Consider the following 15,875-nt stretch of genomic DNA (forward strand, 5'->3'; position numbering starts at 1 on the left):
CATCACAATTTTTATTTGCAGGCGCTACAATCGACCGCAGTCACAATTCTCAAATCAGAAGAGTATTGCTAATGAAAAACATCAACCCAACGCAGACCGCTGCCTGGCAGGCACTCCAGAAACATTTTGATGAAATGAAAGACGTCACCATCGCGGATCTGTTCGCGAAAGATGCCGATCGTTTCGCTAAGTTCTCCGCGACCTTCGACGACCTGATGCTGGTGGATTTTTCCAAAAACCGCATTACCGAAGAGACGCTGGCAAAGCTGCAGGATCTGGCAAAAGAGACTCAGCTTGCCGACGCTATCAAGTCCATGTTCTCCGGCGAGAAAATCAACCGCACCGAAGACCGTGCCGTGCTGCATGTGGCGCTGCGTAACCGTAGCAATACGCCAATCATCGTTGATGGCAAAGATGTGATGCCGGAAGTGAACGCGGTGCTGGAAAAGATGAAAGCTTTCTCCGAAGCGATCATCTCCGGTAGCTGGAAAGGCTATACCGGTAAAGCGATCACCGACGTGGTAAACATCGGCATCGGCGGTTCTGATCTGGGTCCGTTCATGGTGACCGAAGCGCTGCGTCCGTACAAAAACCACCTCAACATGCATTTCGTGTCTAACGTCGATGGTACTCACATCGCGGAAGTGCTGAAGAACGTGAACCCGGAAACCACCCTGTTCCTGGTGGCGTCTAAAACCTTCACCACCCAGGAAACCATGACCAACGCCCACAGCGCGCGTGACTGGTTCCTGAAAACCGCGGGCGACAACAAGCACGTGGCGAAACACTTTGCGGCGCTGTCCACCAATGGTAAAGCGGTTGGCGAGTTCGGTATCGACACCGCGAACATGTTCGAGTTCTGGGACTGGGTTGGCGGCCGTTACTCTCTGTGGTCTGCCATCGGTTTGTCCATCATTCTGTCCGTAGGCTTCGATAACTTCGTTGAACTGCTCTCCGGCGCGCACGCGATGGATAAACACTTCTCCACCACCGCACCTGAGAAAAACCTGCCGGTGCTGCTGGCGCTGATTGGTATCTGGTACAACAACTTCTTTGGCGCTGAAACCGAAGCGATCCTGCCGTACGACCAGTACATGCATCGCTTTGCGGCCTACTTCCAGCAGGGCAATATGGAATCCAACGGTAAGTACGTTGACCGTAACGGCAACGCGGTGGATTACCAGACGGGTCCAATCATCTGGGGTGAGCCGGGCACTAACGGCCAGCACGCGTTTTACCAGCTGATCCACCAGGGAACCAAAATGGTACCGTGCGATTTCATCGCCCCGGCTATTACCCATAACCCGCTGTCTGACCACCATCCAAAACTGCTGTCTAACTTCTTCGCCCAGACTGAAGCGCTGGCGTTCGGTAAATCCCGCGAGGTGGTTGAGCAGGAGTATCGCGATCAGGGTAAAGATCCGGCCACGCTGGACCACGTTGTGCCGTTCAAAGTGTTTGAAGGCAACCGCCCAACCAACTCCATCCTGCTGCGTGAAATCACCCCGTTCAGCCTGGGTGCGCTGATTGCCCTGTACGAGCACAAGATCTTTACTCAGGGTGCCATCCTGAACATCTTCACCTTTGACCAGTGGGGCGTTGAGCTGGGCAAACAGCTGGCAAACCGCATTCTGCCAGAGCTGGGTGACGATAAAGCAATCACCAGCCACGACAGCTCGACCAATGGTTTGATTAACCGCTATAAAGCCTGGCGCGCGTAATTAAAACATCATGAAAATGTGCCGGCGAAATGCCGGCATTTTTTTATCGGATAATTCCTGATGCCTGTTAGTTAACTCAAATTCTGGATGTGAGTTTAATCCGAAAAAGACGGTTAACCCGTTAATTGCTGCGGTTTATTTTAAGAAAATACGTAGAAGTAAGATAATGGGTTTATATTATAAATTATTGATTTTTAGCTATTATATATTTTAATTATTTGCTTTTCATTTCGATTTTATCCATTAGTCCGAAAACCCCTTCCCTATTTCCCCTCACGGTAATCCCGCTGCTTTAGTTGTGTATACTCGATTCCGCCTGAATTTCTTTTCGGGCAAATCTCCATTCATTCATTGAAGGGAAATTGTTATGAAGAAAGTACTGTATGGCATTTTTGCCATATCTGCACTTGCGGCGACATCTGTCTATGCAGCTCCGGTCCAGGTCGGGGAAGCAGCAGGGTCGGCAGCGACGTCTGCGTCTGCGGGAAGCTCTACCGCAGCCAGCACCAGCGCCGTAAGTTCAGCCGTGGGTGTCGCGCTGGCGGCAACCGGTGGCGGTGATGGCTCCAATACCGGAACCACGACCACTACGACAACCAGCACCCAGTAAGACCGGGTGTTTTAATCATAACCACACTTCGGTGTGGTTATTTCGCCCCTTCGGAGAAGAGTCGTGAAGCGACCTGCAATCATTCTGATTTGCCTGCTGTTGCAGGCGTGCTCAGCCACCACCAAAGGGCTGGGTCATTCACTGTGGGACAGCCTGTTCGGTACGCCGGGCGTGCAATTGACCGATGACGAACTTCAGAACATGCCTTACGCCAGCCAGTACATGCAGCTTAATGATGGCCCGCAACTGTTTGTGGTGCTCGCTTTCGATGAAAACGGGCAGCAGAAATGGGTGACGCAGGATCAGGCCACCATCGTGACGCAGCATGGCCGTATCGTGAAAACCCTGCTCGGGGGCGACAACCTGCTTGAGGTGAACAATATCGCGGCCGATCCGCTGATCAAGCCGAACCAGATTACCGACGGCGCTGGCTGGACGCGCACGATGGGCTGGACTGAACACAAGCAGGTGCGTTACGCCATGGCGCATTCCACCTTCCGCTGGGATGGCACCGACAGTGTGAAAGTGGGGAGCGATGAAACCCAGGTACGCGTGCTGGATGAAGAGGTAACAACCGACCAGGCCACCTGGCATAACCGCTTCTGGATCGACGAGGAAGGGCAAATCCGTCAGTCCCTGCAGTATCTCGGTGCCGGTTTCTTCCCGGTGAAAACCACGCTGATCAAGGCCGCAAAATCATGAAAACAATTATCCGCGTTGCGCTAATTGCGAGCCTTGCAACCCCTGCGGCATGGTCTGCAGGAACGGTGAAGGTCTACACGGCGGACAACGAGAAACCCAAAACGTTAACCAACGCTGAACATCTGCTCGATCTCGTCGGGCAGCCGAGGCTTGCCAACAGCTGGTGGCCGGGGGCGGTGATCGGCGAGCGTCAGGCAACGATTAAGGCAGAGCAAGAACATCTTGCACTGCTTGCCCGTCTGACAGGTCTGGCGGCGCAGGAAGACGGTGACGATGCCGCAGCAATCAATAGCATTCGCCAGCAGCTTCAGGCGCTGAAGGTGACTGGCCGCCAGAAGGTGAATCTTGATCCCGATGAAGTACGCGTCACGGAAAAGGGCAACCCAACCCTTGAAGGGGAGTACACCCTCTGGCTGCCCGTAAAACCGACGACGGTGACCGTGATGGGGCTTGTCAGCAGCCCGGGTAAAAAGCCCTTTACGCCAGGTCGCGACGTGGTGAGCTATCTCGACGAGCAAAGCCTGCTGAGCGGTGCCGATAACAGCTACGCCTGGGTCGTTTACCCTGACGGGCACACGCAAAAAGCGCCGGTAGCTTACTGGAATAAACGCCATATCGAGCCCATGCCTGGCAGCATCATTTTTGTCGGTTTTGCCGACCATTTCTGGACGAAGGCATATGACGGGCTTAACGCCGATATCCTTCACTCCCTGACACAGCGGATACCGGAAGAATGAAAAAAACCTATCTCTACAGCATGCTGGCGCTCTGTGTAAGCGCCGCCTGTCATGCAGAAACGTATCCGGCACCCATTGGCCCGTCTCAGTCAGACTTCGGCGGCGTCGGTTTACTGCAAACGCCCACCGCGCGCATGGCGCGTGAAGGGGAAATCAGTCTGAACTACCGCGATAACGACCAGTACCGCTACTATTCCGCCTCGGTACAGCTTTTCCCGTGGCTTGAAACCACGCTGCGCTACACCGATGTGCGAACGAAACAGTACAGCAGCGTCGAGGCGTTCTCTGGCGACCAGACTTACAAAGATAAAGCCTTCGACCTCAAGCTGCGCCTGTGGGAAGAGAGCTACTGGATGCCGCAGGTGTCCGTGGGGGCCAAAGATATCGGCGGGACCGGCCTGTTTGATGCGGAATACATTGTGGCCAGCAAGGCCTGGGGGCCGTTCGACTTCTCGCTTGGCCTGGGATGGGGCTATCTCGGTACCAGCGGTAACGTCAAAAACCCGTTCTGCACCTACAGCGATAAATATTGCTACCGCGATAACAGTTACCAGAAAGCGGGTTCCATCAACGGCGACCAGATGTTCCATGGCCCGGCCTCGCTGTTCGGTGGCGTGGAATACCAGACCCCCTGGCAGCCATTGCGCCTGAAGCTGGAGTACGAAGGAAACGACTACTCTCAGGATTTCGCCGGGAAGATTGAGCAGAAGAGCAAGTTTAACGTCGGCGCCATTTATCGCGTCACCGACTGGGCCGACGTTAACCTCAGCTACGAGCGCGGTAATACCGTGATGTTTGGTTTCACGCTGCGCACCAACTTTAACGACATGCGGCCACACTACAATGATAACGCGCGGCCAGCCTACCAGCCGGAGCCGCAGGATGCGATTCTGCAGCACTCCGTGGTGGCAAATCAGCTGACGCTGCTGAAATACAATGCCGGTCTGGCGGATCCGAAGATTCAGACCAAGGGCGACACGCTTTACGTCACCGGCGAGCAGGTGAAATACCGCGACTCGCGGGAAGGGATCGAACGCGCCAACCGGATCGTCATGAACGATCTCCCGGACGGGATCCGCACGATCCGCGTGACCGAGAACCGCCTGAACCTGCCGCAGGTGACGACGGAAACGGACGTTGCCAGCCTCAAGCGCCATCTCGAAGGCGAGCCGCTCGGGCATGAAACCGAGCTGGTGCAAAAACGCGTTGAGCCGGTCGTGCCAGACACCACCGAGCAAGGCTGGTATATCGACAAGTCGCGCTTTGATTTCCATATCGATCCGGTGCTGAACCAGTCCGTTGGCGGACCGGAAAACTTCTACATGTATCAGCTGGGCGCAATGGCGACGGCAGATCTGTGGGTCACCGACCATCTGCTGACTACCGGTAGCCTGTTCGGCAATATCGCCAACAACTACGACAAATTTAACTACACCAACCCGCCGAACGATTCAAAACTGCCGCGCGTAAGAACTCGCGTTCGTGAATATGTGCAGAACGATGTCTACGTGAATAACCTGCAGGCCAACTACTTCCAGTACTTCGGCAACGGTTTCTACGGCCAGGTGTACGGCGGATATCTGGAAACCATGTTCGGTGGCGCAGGGGCAGAGGTGCTTTACCGTCCTGTCGACAGCAACTGGGCATTTGGGATTGATGCCAACTACGTGAAACAGCGTGACTGGCGCAGCGCGCAGGACATGATGAAGTTCACCGACTACAGCGTCAAAACGGGCCATCTGACCGCCTACTGGACACCATCATTCGCGCAGGACGTACTGGTGAAAGCCAGTGTCGGCCAGTATCTGGCGGGCGACAAGGGTGGCACGCTGGATATTTCCAAACACTTCGACAGCGGCGTCGTGGTGGGCGGTTATGCCACCATCACCAACGTCTCGCCGGACGAGTACGGGGAAGGGGACTTCACTAAAGGGGTCTATGTGTCGATTCCGCTGGATCTCTTCTCGTCAGGCCCAACCCGCAGCCGTGCGGCAGTGGGCTGGACACCGCTGACCCGCGACGGGGGCCAGCAGCTTGGGCGTAAGTTCCAGCTGTATGACATGACCAGCGATAAGAACGTTAACTTCCGCTGATGCTTGTTTGCCCGGTGACGCTGCGCTTACCGGGCCTACGAGAGTGTTTTTGTAGGCCGGGCAAACGCAGTGCCGACCGGCAAGAATGCTAATGCGGACAAAACATAAACAAAAAATATAGATCTCCGTCACATTTTTGCGTTATACAGGAACCTCGCCCTGGAGAATGAGGTGCTGTATGACATCCCTGACTCGCCCGCGCGTTGAGTTTATCTCAACGATCCTCCAGACCGTGCTAAACCTCGGTCTGCTAAGCCTTGGCCTGATTCTGGTCGTCTTCCTTGGCAAAGAGACGGTGCATCTGGCGGATGTGCTGTTCGCCCCTGAACAAACCAGCAAATATGCGCTGGTGGAAGGCCTGGTGGTCTACTTTCTCTACTTCGAGTTTATTGCCCTGATTGTGAAGTACTTTCAGTCGGGCTTTCACTTCCCGCTGCGCTATTTTGTCTACATTGGGATCACCGCGATTGTGCGGCTGATCATCGTCGATCATAAATCCCCCCTCGACGTGCTGATCTACTCGGCGGCGATCCTGCTGCTGGTGATCACCCTCTGGCTGTGTAACTCGAAGCGGCTGAAACGGGAATAAAAAAATGGCGCTCCGAAGAGCGCCTAACAACAGTCACAAGTTGGGTCAATACAATACGTCTAAAGTTGAGGGTTGCAGTGGCATAACAAATGAAACTTAACCTTTCACACCGCCCGCCGTCAGCCCGTTAACCAGCCAGCGCTGGGCCAGCAGGAACACCACGGTAATCGGGATGGCAGAGAGTACAGCCGCCGCAGCAAAGTCGCCCCACAGGTAGTTTTGCGGGTTGAGGTATTGCTGCATACCCACGGCCAGGGTGTAACTGTTCACGTCGCGCAGTAACAGAGAGGCGACCGGTACTTCGGTGATCGCAGCGATAAACGACAGGATAAACACCACCGCCAGGATAGGTACCGACAGCGGCAGCAGCACCAGACGGAAGGCCTGCCACGGAGTAGCGCCATCCAGCGCGGCCGCCTCTTCCAGCGAACCGTCGATGGTTTCGAAATACCCTTTGATGGTCCACACATGCAGGGCGATACCGCCAAGATAGGCGAAGATCACGCCGCCGTGGGTGTTCAGGCCGATAAACGGCACGTACTGACCCAGACGGTCAAACAGGGCATACAACGCGACCAGTGACAGCACGGCCGGGAACATCTGGAAAATGAGCATGCCTTTCAGCAGCGTCGCTTTGCCCGGGAAACGCATACGGGCGAAGGCGTAAGCACAGGTGGTGGAGAGCGTGACAATACCGATTGCGGTAATGGTCGCCACTTTCACCGAGTTCCACAGCCACAGCAGCACCGGGAACGGCGGAGGAGTCACGCGTCCATCCGCATGCTCCACGCTGAAGCCCAGCGCCAGCTTCCAGTGCTCCCAGGAGATTTCGTCCGGGATGAGACTCCCGGTCGCGAAGTTACCCGAACGCAGGGAGATAGCGATAACCATCAGCAGCGGGAACATGATTGCCGCGATGAAAATCAGCAGGCCTAAGTGTGTCGCCAGGAGGCGCAATTTCTGAGATTTGGGTTGTACCATAGCCATGATCGATGCCCTCCTTAGTCAAATTTCATACGTGTGGCTTTCAGGTTCACAATCGCCAGGGCACCAACCAGCAGGAAGATCAGGGTGGCAATGGCTGCTGCCAGACCGAAGTCCTGTCCGCCGCCGCCTTCGAAGGCGATACGGTAGGTGTAGCTCACAAGCAGGTCGGTATAGCCTGCCGGCGTGGTGGTGCCGAGACGGTCCGGGCCACCGTTGGTCAACAGCTGAATCAGCACGAAGTTGTTAAAGTTAAAGGCAAAGCTGGCGATCATCAGCGGGGTCAGCGGCTTAATGAGCAGCGGCAGCGTAATTTTAAAGAAGTTCTGGAACGGACCCGCACCGTCCATCGCTGAAGCTTCGTACAGATCGTCCGGGATAGCCTTCAGCAGGCCCATGCACAGGATCATCATGTACGGGTAGCCCAGCCAGGTGTTCACGATAATAATCATCGAGCGGGCGGTGGTTGGGTCGCTGAACCAGGCCGGTTTGATACCGAACAGCGCGCTCAGCATCATGTTGATTTCACCGAAGCTCTGGTTAAACAGCCCTTTGAAAATCAGAATCGAGATAAACGACGGCACGGCATACGGCAGAATCAGCAGCACGCGGTAAATCGCTTTGCCTTTCAGGGATTCCCACTGCACGAGACAGGCCAGCACCATGCCCACGGCCACGGTCAGGATCACGGTGAGCACCGAGAAAATCACCGTCCAGACGAAGATGGCGAAGAAAGGTTTCTGGATGCCTTCGTCGGTGAACACGCGGGTAAAGTTATCCCAGCCGATGGTAACGGTATAACCCGGGCTGAGTTTGTCATCACCCCATTTGCCGTCGGCAGTAATGGACTGATAGAAACCAATGTCGTTGTTCGGGCGATACTTCACGCCGCTCTGATTGTTAGTCAGCGTGCCGTCTTTTGCCAGGGTATAGAGCGGCTGAGTGCCGGAGAACTGGCGCAGCGAGCTCATGGTCACTTTGCTTTCATCTGGCAGCACGGCGGTGAGCTGGGTCAACGCCTGGCGATTCTGGGTAATGATACGCAGGTTAGCACGTTCACCTTCCGGCAGGGCCGCAGCCTCTTTTAAGGCCAGCTTCTGCTCGCCGCCAAATTTAAACGCGTCGGAAATATAGTTTTTGCCGCTCTCACCGTCAGTGAGCGCTAACTTCCATTCGTCACCCGCAGGATACAGGCCGAAATTAAAGGTTTTTCCCGCCTGATAGGAACGGTCCAGAAGCACCTGTTGGGCGCGTTCCTGCGCAAGCTGGTTGGTGCTGCTGTAGTTGGTGAAAGCAATGGCGATGGTACAGATCAGCGGGAACAGGACAAACAGCCCCATCCCGGCCACGCCAGGGTAAACATAGCGCCAGGCATAGGCTTTACGGTTGGCGAAAATATACAGGCCAGCAGAGCTTAAGATCAGCGTCATGATGGCAAAGAGATATTCCCCTTGTACGTACATTAAAACAACAAGGTAACCCACCAGCAGACACAGCAGACCTATCACTGACCATTTCAGCGCGTCGCTTTGCCACCAGTGCTTCTTTTTAATGACATCCATGGGGTTCTTCCTCTACAACGGTGGAAACTTTTCGTCAGGTGGCGCGGCGCTTACCTGACCTACGGATCGTGCCGTAGTCGTAGGGCGGGTAAGCGCACGCGCCACCCGCCGTTTTTCTGCTTATTTAGTAATACGACCCTGCGCATCCTTCAGCGCGGCATCAACAGTCTGACGACCGCTTGCTGCGTTGATGACTGCAGTACGGGTGGCGTACCAGAACGCTGCCATCTGTGGGATGTTCGGCATGATTTCGCCTTTCTGGGCGTTATCCATAGTGGCCGCGATGCGTGGATCTTTCGCCAGCTGATCCTGGAAGGATTTCAGCGCCACGGCGCCCAGCGGTTTATCCTTGTTCACTTCATCCAGACCCTGATCGGTCAGCAGGTAGTTTTCCAGGAACTCTTTCGCCAGCTCTTTGTTCGGGCTGGCGGCGTTGATACCCGCACTCAGCACGCCAACGAACGGTTTAGACGGCTTGCCGTTGAAGGTTGGCAGCAGCGTTACGCCGTAGTTGATTTTGCTCTTATCGATGTTGGTCCAGGCCCACGGACCGTTGATGGTCATCGCGGTTTCGCCTTTGTTGAACGCCGCTTCCGCGATGGAGTAATCGGTATCCGCGTTCATGTGTTTGTTCTTGATCAGGTCAACCAGGAAGGTCAGGCCTTTTTTCGCGCCTGCGTTATCCACGCCCACGTCTTTCACGTCATATTTGCCGTTTTCAAACTTGAACGCGTAACCGCCGTCGGCAGCAATCAGCGGCCAGGTGAAGTACGGCTCTTGCAGGTTGAACATCAGAGCGGATTTACCTTTCGCCTTCAGCTCTTTATCCAGTTTCGGGATCTCTTCCCAGGTTTTCGGTGGGTTTGGTACCAGGTCTTTGTTGTAAATCAGAGACAGGGCTTCCACCGCGATAGGGTAAGCGATCAGCTTGCCGTTATAGCGAACGGCATCCCAGGTGAACGGGAAGAGTTTGTCCTGGAACGCTTTGTCTGGGGTGACTTCAGCCAGCAGGCCAGACTGCGCGTAGCCGCCGAAACGGTCATGCGCCCAGAAGATGATGTCCGGGCCGTCGCCGGTTGCTGCAACCTGCGGGAATTTCTCTTCCAGTTTGTCCGGATGTTCTACGGTAACTTTGATACCGGTGTCTTTCTCGAATTTTTTGCCCACTTCGGCCAGGCCGTTATAGCCTTTGTCGCCGTTAATCCAGATAACCAGCTTGCCTTCTTCAATTTTGGCGAGCGCCGGTGCGGAAACCATCATTGCTGCAAGGGCGGACAATGCGAAAACGCGTGCGCCAGTCTTGATATTCATATCTGCCATCCTTTTGGTGATGTCTCGTAGTATGACTTCAGTGGTTCAACGTGAATCAGTCTCCTTATTTGACATCCTCTTTCCATCCTCCCAACCCCTACGCCCCACCCCCTGTTTGTGTGATCTCCGTTGCATAAATTTAAGTTATGAGTGCTGGCGCACATAAAAACCCACCGAATTTTGCAGGCGGCTTCACGAATTTCGCCTCAGCCCCCCGGCTGCGGTCGCAGAGCCTGCTCTCTCATCCTCCCGCCTCCTCCCCCATAAAAAAGCCGGGGGGTGGAGGATTCGTGAAAGTTATGGATACCCCATAGTGAACTTATGTTGAATGTTTCTGTCGGTGACAGGTTGTAACGAAGGGAGAAGGGCATGGCGAGCGTACAGCTGCGTAATGTAACGAAAGCCTGGGGCGACGTAGTGGTGTCAAAAGACATCAATCTGGACATCACTGAAGGTGAGTTTGTGGTGTTTGTCGGCCCATCAGGCTGTGGTAAATCTACTCTGCTGCGTATGATTGCCGGTCTTGAAACCATCACCAGCGGCGACCTGCTGATCGGTGATACCCGAATGAACGACATCCCGCCTGCCGAACGTGGCGTCGGTATGGTGTTCCAGTCTTATGCACTTTATCCCCATCTTTCCGTTGCCGAGAACATGTCCTTTGGCCTGAAGCTGGCCGGCGCGAAGAAAGACGTGATTAACCAGCGCGTCACCCAGGTGGCGGAAGTATTACAGCTGGCGCACCTGCTGGAGCGTAAACCGAAAGCGCTTTCCGGCGGTCAGCGTCAGCGTGTGGCGATTGGCCGTACGCTGGTGGCCGAACCGCGCGTGTTCCTGCTCGACGAACCCCTTTCTAACCTGGATGCCGCCCTGCGCGTTCAGATGCGTATCGAAATCTCCCGTCTGCACAAACGTCTTGGCCGCACGATGATTTACGTCACCCACGATCAGGTCGAAGCGATGACGCTGGCCGACAAAATCGTGGTGCTGGATGCTGGTCGCGTGGCGCAGGTGGGCAAACCGCTGGAGCTCTATCACTACCCGGCAGACCGCTTTGTTGCAGGCTTTATTGGCTCGCCAAAGATGAACTTCCTGCCCGTTAAAGTGACTGCAACGGCCATTGAACAGGTACAGGTGGAGCTACCAAACCGCCAGCAAGTCTGGCTGCCGGTGGACAGCGCCAACGTACAGGTCGGGGCAAACATGTCCCTCGGTATCCGTCCTGAGCATCTCCTGCCGAGTCACATTGCCGATGTGACGCTGGAAGGTGAGGTTCAGGTCGTTGAACAGCTTGGTCACGAAACACAGATTCATATCCAGATCCCCGCCATTCGTCAGAACCTGGTTTACCGCCAGAATGACGTGGTGTTGGTAGAAGAGGGTGCCACATTCGCTATCGGCTTGCCGCCAGAGCGTTGCCATCTGTTCCGTGAGGATGGCACTGCATGTCGTCGGTTGCATAAAGAGCCAGGCGTTTAAGCAATCCCAAAAGAAGACACGAAACCGACAGGTGAAGTGTTCAAAGAAAAGCAATGATCTCAGGAGATAGAATGATGATTACTCTGCGCAAACAAGTCCCTCTGGCAATCGCCGTTGCGGCAGGCATCCTGTCTGCCCAGGCGGGTGCTGTGGACTTTAAAGGTTATGCTCGTTCCGGCATCGGCTGGACCGGGAGTGGCGGTGAACAACAATGTTTCCAGGCAACCGGTGCACAAAGTAAATACCGTCTTGGTAACGAATGTGAAACCTATGCCGAGCTGAAACTGGGCCAGGAAGTGTGGAAAGAGGGCGATAAGAGCTTCTACTTCGACACTAACGTTGCGTATTCCGTTTCTCAGCAGAATGACTGGGAATCCACCAGCCCGGCCTTCCGTGAAGCAAACGTGCAGGGTAAAAACCTGATTGAATGGCTGCCAGGTTCTACTATCTGGGCCGGTAAGCGTTTCTATCAGCGTCATGACGTCCACATGATCGACTTCTACTACTGGGATATTTCGGGTCCTGGTGCGGGTATCGAAAACATCGACCTGGGCTTCGGTAAGCTCTCTCTGGCTGCAACCCGTTCTTCTGAATCAGGCGGTTCTGCAACCTTCGCCGATCGTGATGCGAACGGCGATCGTATTTACGACAACGTTGTACCAAACGATGTCTTCGATGTTCGTTTAGCGGGTCTGGAAACCAACCCGGGCGGCACCCTGGAGTTAGGTGTCGACTACGGTCACACCAACATTCCTGACGACTACTACCTGCAGCCTGGCGCTTCTAAAGATGGCTGGCTGTTCACTGCTGAGCACACCCAGAGCATGTTGAAAGGTTTCAACAAGTTCGTACTGCAGTATGGTACGGACTCCATGACCTCCAACGGCAAAGGGATTCCACAGGGCGGCAGCGTTGATAACGACGGCTCCATGTGGCGTGTGCTGGACCACGGTGCAATTACCCTGGCAGACCGTTGGGACCTGATGTACGTCGGTATGTACCAGAACATCGATCGTGACAACAACAACGGTACCGAGTGGTGGACTGTGGGTGTTCGTCCGATGTTCAAATGGACGCCAATCATGAGCACCCTGCTGGAAGTGGGCTACGACAACGTCAAATCTCAGAAAACTGACGAGAAAAACAGTCAGTACAAAATCACCCTGGCACAGCAATGGCAGGCTGGCGACAGCATCTGGTCCCGTCCGGCTATCCGTGTCTTCGCAACATACGCGAAGTGGGATGAGAAATGGGGTTACGCAAACAACAGCGATACGGGTTACACCTCTGGTGTGGCTTACAGTGACACTTCTGCGAAAACCTTCAGCCGTGGCGACGACGACGAGTGGACCTTCGGTGCCCAGATGGAAATCTGGTGGTAATTCGTTAGACCTGACGTAATGACCTAAAAAAGAGGGGCGTAAGCCCCTCAATCCTTAGGGTGCTGCGCGCTATTGCCTGGCCACCGCAGTGCTCACGCTATCAGAGGTAATAACAATGAAAATGAAGAAAAGTTTCGTCGCGCTGTGCCTCTCTGCGGGGCTGCTGGCCTGCGTTCCGGCGGTCACCTTTGCAGATGTCAATTTTGTTCCTCAAAATACCAGCGCCGCGCCTGCAATTCCGCCGGCGGCGCTTCAGCAACTGGTGTGGACACCGGTCGATCAATCGAAAGTACAAACCACTCAGCTTTCCGCTGGCGGTCAATCCCTGAATGTTCCCGGCATCAGCGGTCCCGTTGCCGCTTTTAGCGTACCCGCTAATATCGGCGAGCTGACCCTGACGTTGACCAGCGAAGTTAATAAACAAACCAGCGTATTTGCGCCGAACGTGCTGATTCTCGATCAAAACATGACGCCATCAGCCTTCTTCCCGAGTGATTATTTTAGCTACCAGGAACCGGGCGTGATGAGTGCTGATCGGCTGCAGGGCGTTATGCGCCTGACGCCAGCTCTTGGCCAGCAGAAAATTTACGTCCTGGTCTTCACAACGGAAAAAGATCTGCAGCAGACGACGAAGTTGGTTGATCCAGCGAAAGCCTATGCGAAAGGCACCGGAAACTCTGTTCCGGATATTCCTGACCCGCTTGCTCGCCATACCACCGATGGCCTGGTCAAACTAAAAGTCTCCACCAATAGTGCTTCCAGCGTACTGGTTGGCCCACTGTTTGGTTCGTCTGGCCCGGGTCCGGTAACCGTGGGCAATACCGCTGCCCCAGTCTATGCAGCACCTGCAGCTCCTGCCGCAACTGCCGCTGCACCAGCACCGGCGAAGAAAGCTGAGCCGGTACTGAACGACACCGAAGAATACTTCAACAACGCTATTAAGCAGGCGGTGAAGCGCGGCGATGTCGATAAAGCGCTGAAACTGCTTGATGAAGCCGAACGTTTAGGTTCAACCACTGCCCGTTCCACCTTTATCAGCAGTGTAAAAGGCAAGGGGTAACCGTTTCCCCACAGTGCTGATTTGTCAGTAGTTTAGTGCGCCTGAGTGGGCGCACTTTTTTTCGTGTCCGCCAGGCTGTTGCATCCATGTTGCGATCGTGATCGTTAAATAACGTTTGGCCCCCCTCAATCCGTGTTTCTGCGATACAATGCCATTACGTTATGTATCGGAGAGTCTGGCATGTCACACCCTGCGCTAACGCAACTGCGTGCGCTGCGCTATTTCGACCAAATACCTGCGCTTGATCCGCAGCAACTGGACTGGTTGCTGCTGGAAGATTCCATGACGAAACGTTTTGAACAGCAAGGTAAAACGGTCACGGTGACCCTGATACAGGAAGGGTTTGTCTCCGGCGATGAGATCGCCAGCGAGCTGCCGCTGCTGCCGCAAGAGGAACGCTACTGGCTGCGCGAAATTTTGCTCTGTGCCGATGGTGAGCCCTGGCTTGCCGGACGGACGGTAGTGCCCGAGTCCACCCTTTCCGGGCCTGAGCTGGCGCTGCAGCGGCTGGGGAAAACCCCGCTGGGACGTTATCTTTTTACCTCATCTGAGCTGACCCGGGATTTTATTGAGATTGGGCGTGATGCCGAACTGTGGGGACGCCGTTCCCGCCTTCGCCTGAGCGGTAAGCCGTTAATCCTGACGGAACTTTTTTTACCGGCATCACCGTTGTACTAAGAGGAAGAAAAAATGGAGTGGAGCCTAACGCAGAATAAGCTGTTGGCGTATCACCGCTTAATGCGTACTGATAAACCTATTGGCGCGTTACTGCTGCTGTGGCCGACCTTATGGGCGCTGTGGGTTGCAACGCCGGGCGTACCGCCGCTATGGATCCTGGGCGTATTTGTCGCCGGTGTCTGGTTGATGCGCGCGGCGGGCTGCGTGGTGAATGACTATGCCGATCGTAAATTCGACGGCCATGTAAAACGGACAGCCAACCGTCCGTTACCCAGCGGCCAGGTGACCGGAAAAGAAGCCCGCGTGCTGTTCCTCGTACTGGTGCTGCTCTCATTCCTGCTGGTGTTAACGCTGAACACCATGACAATTCTGCTTTCCGTCGCTGCGCTTGCACTGGCCTGGGTTTATCCGTTCATGAAGCGCTATACCCATCTGCCTCAGGTTGTGTTGGGCGCGGCATTTGGCTGGTCGATTCCGATGGCGTTTGCGGCGGTGAGTGAATCCCTACCGCTCAGCTGCTGGCTGATGTTCCTGGCGAATATTCTCTGGGCCGTGGCGTATGACACGCAATACGCGATGGTAGACCGCGACGATGACCTGAAAATTGGTATTAAATCGACCGCCATTCTCTTTGGACGTCAGGACAAACTGATCATCGGCATTTTACAGGTCGCGGTACTGGCACTGATGGTCGCGATTGGCCGTCTGAACGGGCTGAACTGGGAGTTTTACTGGTCGGTGCTGGTGGCGGGATTGCTGTTTGCTTACCAGCAAAAGCTGATTGCCAAACGCGAACGTGAAGCCTGCTTTAAAGCGTTTTTGAATAATAACTATGTCGGGCTGGTGCTGTTTTTAGGCCTGGCGATGAGCTATTTCTTATAAAAAAGTCGGGTGGCGGCTTCGCCTTACCCGACCTACGATCTGGCAGAACATGTAGGCCCGGTAAGCGTTAGCGCCACCGGGCGTT

14 protein-coding genes are annotated in these 15,875 nt (G+C 54.8%); 11 read left to right on the top strand and 3 right to left on the bottom strand.

Translation table 11 applies throughout. The features are described 5' to 3' along the window. The first annotated feature begins 71 nt into the window (after nt 1-71). From pgi to psiE, 6 genes are all read left to right on the top strand, one after another. On the top strand, nt 72-1,721 hold the full coding sequence (gene pgi / locus L3068_RS01115) for a glucose-6-phosphate isomerase (RefSeq protein ID WP_014882096.1): 1,650 nt from the start codon (nt 72-74) through the stop codon (nt 1,719-1,721). Nucleotides 1,722-2,088: 367 nt separating this feature from the next. After that, the gene (yjbE, locus tag L3068_RS01120; protein ID WP_003860341.1) at nt 2,089-2,331 is read left to right on the top strand and encodes an exopolysaccharide production protein YjbE; all 243 of its coding nucleotides are present in this window, start codon (nt 2,089-2,091) and stop codon (nt 2,329-2,331) included. Between the two features lie 63 nt (nt 2,332-2,394). Beyond that, nucleotides 2,395-3,033 (top strand): YjbF family lipoprotein, encoded by a 639-nt coding sequence (locus L3068_RS01125; RefSeq protein ID WP_117581835.1) that lies wholly within the window; start codon nt 2,395-2,397, stop codon nt 3,031-3,033. Continuing rightward, entirely contained in the window at nt 3,030-3,770 is a 741-nt protein-coding gene (locus L3068_RS01130) for a capsule biosynthesis GfcC family protein (protein ID WP_014882098.1), read from the top strand. The genes L3068_RS01125 and L3068_RS01130 overlap by 4 nt, the downstream gene beginning before the upstream one ends. After that, nucleotides 3,767-5,863, top strand: coding sequence for a YjbH domain-containing protein (locus L3068_RS01135; RefSeq protein WP_014882099.1), 2,097 nt, complete (start codon nt 3,767-3,769; stop codon nt 5,861-5,863). The genes L3068_RS01130 and L3068_RS01135 overlap by 4 nt, the downstream gene beginning before the upstream one ends. Before the next feature lie 178 nt (nt 5,864-6,041). Then, nucleotides 6,042-6,452, top strand: a complete 411-nt coding sequence (gene psiE, locus L3068_RS01140) for a phosphate-starvation-inducible protein PsiE (protein ID WP_000202963.1) — start codon at nt 6,042-6,044, stop codon at nt 6,450-6,452. A gap of 96 nt (nt 6,453-6,548) precedes the next feature. Here the strand turns inward: psiE and malG are convergent, their stop codons facing one another. The 3 genes from malG to malE all read right to left on the bottom strand — a co-directional run bounded on the left by malG (nt 6,549) and on the right by malE (nt 10,309). Beyond that, nucleotides 6,549-7,439 (bottom strand): maltose ABC transporter permease MalG, encoded by an 891-nt coding sequence (gene malG / locus L3068_RS01145; RefSeq protein ID WP_003860332.1) that lies wholly within the window; start codon nt 7,437-7,439, stop codon nt 6,549-6,551. 14 nt (nt 7,440-7,453) lie between these two features. Then, complete coding sequence (gene malF / locus L3068_RS01150) at nt 7,454-8,998, bottom strand: maltose ABC transporter permease MalF (RefSeq protein WP_014882101.1); 1,545 nt, start codon at nt 8,996-8,998, stop codon at nt 7,454-7,456. A gap of 120 nt (nt 8,999-9,118) precedes the next feature. Beyond that, nucleotides 9,119-10,309 carry a maltose/maltodextrin ABC transporter substrate-binding protein MalE gene (gene malE / locus L3068_RS01155; RefSeq protein ID WP_023331781.1) on the bottom strand — a complete coding sequence of 397 codons (1,191 nt, stop codon included), beginning with the start codon at nt 10,307-10,309 and terminating at the stop codon, nt 9,119-9,121. Between the two features lie 369 nt (nt 10,310-10,678). On the opposite strand from malE, the gene malK reads away from it, so the two are divergent. The 5 genes from malK (at nt 10,679) to ubiA (ending at nt 15,790) form a co-directional block, all read left to right on the top strand. Then, complete coding sequence (gene malK, locus L3068_RS01160; RefSeq protein WP_023331782.1) at nt 10,679-11,788, top strand: maltose/maltodextrin ABC transporter ATP-binding protein MalK; 1,110 nt, start codon at nt 10,679-10,681, stop codon at nt 11,786-11,788. Nucleotides 11,789-11,859: 71 nt separating this feature from the next. Next, the gene (locus tag L3068_RS01165) at nt 11,860-13,170 is read left to right on the top strand and encodes a maltoporin (RefSeq protein WP_014882103.1); all 1,311 of its coding nucleotides are present in this window, start codon (nt 11,860-11,862) and stop codon (nt 13,168-13,170) included. A gap of 115 nt (nt 13,171-13,285) precedes the next feature. Then, a complete protein-coding gene (malM, locus tag L3068_RS01170) occupies nt 13,286-14,230 on the top strand; it encodes a maltose operon protein MalM (RefSeq protein WP_014882104.1) in 945 nt (314 codons plus the stop codon). A gap of 180 nt (nt 14,231-14,410) precedes the next feature. Further along, nucleotides 14,411-14,908, top strand: coding sequence for a chorismate lyase (gene ubiC / locus L3068_RS01175; protein ID WP_014882105.1), 498 nt, complete (start codon nt 14,411-14,413; stop codon nt 14,906-14,908). Nucleotides 14,909-14,920: 12 nt separating this feature from the next. Beyond that, a complete protein-coding gene (gene ubiA, locus L3068_RS01180) occupies nt 14,921-15,790 on the top strand; it encodes a 4-hydroxybenzoate octaprenyltransferase (RefSeq protein WP_014882106.1) in 870 nt (289 codons plus the stop codon). The last annotated feature ends 85 nt before the right edge of the window (nt 15,791-15,875 follow it).

It is taken from the genome of Enterobacter cloacae complex sp. ECL414 (assembly GCF_021869685.1).
Classification (GTDB): Bacteria; Pseudomonadota; Gammaproteobacteria; order Enterobacterales; family Enterobacteriaceae; genus Enterobacter; species Enterobacter kobei.

What these genes read in the sequence shown, in the direction of transcription:
- malM (WP_014882104.1), top strand. Translation starts at nt 13,286, where the DNA reads ATGAAAATGAAGAAAAGTTTCGTCGCGCTGTGCCTCTCTGCGGGGCTG.
- pgi (WP_014882096.1), top strand. Translation starts at nt 72, where the DNA reads ATGAAAAACATCAACCCAACGCAGACCGCTGCCTGGCAGGCACTCCAG.
- L3068_RS01130 (WP_014882098.1), top strand. Translation starts at nt 3,030, where the DNA reads ATGAAAACAATTATCCGCGTTGCGCTAATTGCGAGCCTTGCAACCCCT.
- malK (WP_023331782.1), top strand. Translation starts at nt 10,679, where the DNA reads ATGGCGAGCGTACAGCTGCGTAATGTAACGAAAGCCTGGGGCGACGTA.
- psiE (WP_000202963.1), top strand. Translation starts at nt 6,042, where the DNA reads ATGACATCCCTGACTCGCCCGCGCGTTGAGTTTATCTCAACGATCCTC.
- yjbE (WP_003860341.1), top strand. Translation starts at nt 2,089, where the DNA reads ATGAAGAAAGTACTGTATGGCATTTTTGCCATATCTGCACTTGCGGCG.
- malG (WP_003860332.1), bottom strand. Translation starts at nt 7,439, where the DNA reads ATGGCTATGGTACAACCCAAATCTCAGAAATTGCGCCTCCTGGCGACA.
- L3068_RS01135 (WP_014882099.1), top strand. Translation starts at nt 3,767, where the DNA reads ATGAAAAAAACCTATCTCTACAGCATGCTGGCGCTCTGTGTAAGCGCC.
- malE (WP_023331781.1), bottom strand. Translation starts at nt 10,309, where the DNA reads ATGAATATCAAGACTGGCGCACGCGTTTTCGCATTGTCCGCCCTTGCA.
- malF (WP_014882101.1), bottom strand. Translation starts at nt 8,998, where the DNA reads ATGGATGTCATTAAAAAGAAGCACTGGTGGCAAAGCGACGCGCTGAAA.
- ubiC (WP_014882105.1), top strand. Translation starts at nt 14,411, where the DNA reads ATGTCACACCCTGCGCTAACGCAACTGCGTGCGCTGCGCTATTTCGAC.
- ubiA (WP_014882106.1), top strand. Translation starts at nt 14,921, where the DNA reads ATGGAGTGGAGCCTAACGCAGAATAAGCTGTTGGCGTATCACCGCTTA.
- L3068_RS01165 (WP_014882103.1), top strand. Translation starts at nt 11,860, where the DNA reads ATGATGATTACTCTGCGCAAACAAGTCCCTCTGGCAATCGCCGTTGCG.